The 2,203-nt window shown below is 63.1% G+C and carries 2 protein-coding genes; one reads left to right on the top strand and one right to left on the bottom strand.

Annotated elements, in window-relative coordinates; all coding sequences use genetic code 11:
- Window positions 1-1,259 (top strand): magnesium-protoporphyrin IX monomethyl ester anaerobic oxidative cyclase (gene bchE, locus I6U14_RS00640; RefSeq protein ID WP_296896034.1); only part of this gene is annotated, 1,259 nt, incomplete at its 5' end.
- 156 nt (window positions 1,260-1,415) lie between these two features.
- On the opposite strand, the gene I6U14_RS00635 is transcribed toward bchE, so the two are convergent.
- The gene (locus I6U14_RS00635; protein WP_296896033.1) at window positions 1,416-1,817 is read right to left on the bottom strand and encodes a bacteriohemerythrin; all 402 of its coding nucleotides are present in this window, start codon (window positions 1,815-1,817) and stop codon (window positions 1,416-1,418) included.
- Window positions 1,818-2,203 lie beyond the last annotated feature (386 nt).

Here is a 2,203-nt window from a genome sequence, read left to right as displayed (position 1 = left end):
CCGTGGTGGCGACCCCTGCCGAGCCTTCCATCAAGGATATCGACACCATCAAGGCCGACTGGGGTCTCCTGGACTGGAAGAAGTACATCTACATCCCGCTCGGCGTACCGGTAGCCACCCCAAATATGGCCCGCGGCTGCCCCTTCACCTGCAGCTTCTGCTCGCAGTGGAAGTTCTGGCGCGACTACCGGGTGCGCAGCCCGAAGCAGATGGTCGACGAGATCGAGGAGCTGAAGAAGGTCCACGGTGTCGGCTTCTTCATCCTCGCCGACGAGGAGCCCACCATCAACCGCGCCAAGTTCATCGAGTTCTGCCAGGAGCTCATCGACCGCGACCTGGACATCCAGTGGGGCATCAACACCCGCGTCACGGACGTCATGCGCGATGAAGAGCTGCTGCCCTTCTATCGCAAGGCGGGCTTGGTACACATATCGCTGGGCACCGAGGCCGCGGCACAGCTGAACCTGGACCGCTTCGTCAAGGAGACCACCGTCGCGCAGAACAAGCGGGCGGTGCAGCTGTTGCAAGAGAACGGCATCGTCACCGAGGCGCAGTTCATCGTCGGCCTCGAGAACGAGACCCGCGAGACCCTGGAGGAGACCTACCAGATGGTCATGGACTGGGGCGCCGACATGGCCAACTGGTCCATGTTCACCCCCTGGCCCTTCTCCGACATGTTCACCGAGCTGGGCGAGAAGGTGGAGGTCTTCGACTACTCCAAGTACAACTTCGTCTCCCCCATCATGAAGCCGGACACCATCGACCGGGCCGAGCTGCTCGACGGCGTCATGGCCAACTACCGGCGCTTCTACATGAAGCGCATGCTCTTCCAGTATCCGTGGGTCAAGGACCCGTTCCGCCGCCGGTATCTTATCGGCTGCATCAAGGCCTTCTTCAAGAGCGCCTTCGAGCGCAAGTTCTACCAGCTCGGCCAGCAGAACTACTGGGGGCCGATGTTCAAGAAGCTCATCCGCTTCGACTACGACAAGTCCGCCTCCAAGATCGAGGAGCCGGATCACAACGCCTGGAAGAAGGCGCCGCCCGCCAAGCGCCCAGCCTTGCAGCCGAGCGGCGTCGCTGCCTCCGTGAAGGCCTGCGGCGGCGCGGAGCCGGCCCATGCGGCCATGGCCTGCGGCGGTGGGGGCCAGCAGATGACCGACGAGCAGATTGCCCAATACAACGGCCCGGACGAGGTGGCGGTGCCTATCTCCGAGATCAGCAAGTCGAAGGAGAGAGCAGCGGTGGCCGAGGAAGCCTAGCCAGCGCAAGCGACAGGGGCCGGCACCACCGGTCCCTGGCCCACCAGCGAGAACGCCCCCAGCCGGGGGCGTTTTTGTGTCCGCGCTGTCCTTATGCCGATCATCAAAAAGGGCCTGCTCATCTGCCGCGACCGCAAGTCCTCCATCGACACAGGCTTACATCGCCTGGGACAGGTAGGCGCCCATCTGCATGTCCGCCCCGTAGATGTGGCCCACCAGCCAGCGCTCCAGAAATTCAACCTCCTGGCTCGAGACGGCCTTGTCCTGCGCCTTCAGTTTCTGCTGCAGGTCCTTGGCGCTCGCAATCAGCTCCTCATGCTCGGCCCTATGCTCGGCGAGCCCGTCGTAGCCGTGCTTGAGCATCAGCCGCTCTTCGTGGCGGAAGTGCCAGAGCGTGCAGGCGATCAACTCGTCGGTAACCGCCGCGATGTACTCATCGGATTCGCGCTCCGCCACCGCATGGCTCAGGATGTTGTACAGATCCACCAGCCGGCGGTGGTCTTCGTCGATCTCGGGCACCTCGACGCTGAGTGTCTTGTCCCAGGCGAGCTCTTTCATGGTTGCTTCTCCGGCGCGGGATGGGTGGGCGCGGCGCTCGCCGCGGCTCGCCGCTAACCATAGCGCAACGGCGGAAGCGATGGCGCCGACAATCGCCTGCGGTGGCTTACCACTTTAGGCCCAACGCGCACCGCTGCCAGACCCCCATTGCGATGAGCGGAAGAACCGTGCCGGCGGTCGCTCTAATGGCCTTGGGCTTGCCCACTGCGGCATAAGCGTTGCTTTACTTTTGCCCAAGAGTCCGCGAAGTGAATCCACCCCGATACGCCTTAAGAAGCCAAATCTCAGGAGCCTTGATGAGCACACCGATCTATATGCGCGCACGCAATCCGGACATCCTTCTGCTGGGTCCGGATCCCGCCGGCTCACCGCCGTTTCCATAGTGT

Source organism: Thiohalocapsa sp., assembly GCF_019695415.1.
GTDB lineage: Bacteria > Pseudomonadota > Gammaproteobacteria > Chromatiales > Chromatiaceae > Thiohalocapsa.
This window is presented reverse-complemented; position numbering and strand designations above follow the sequence as displayed.

What these genes read in the sequence shown, in the direction of transcription:
- I6U14_RS00635 (WP_296896033.1), bottom strand. Translation starts at nt 1,817, where the DNA reads ATGAAAGAGCTCGCCTGGGACAAGACACTCAGCGTCGAGGTGCCCGAG.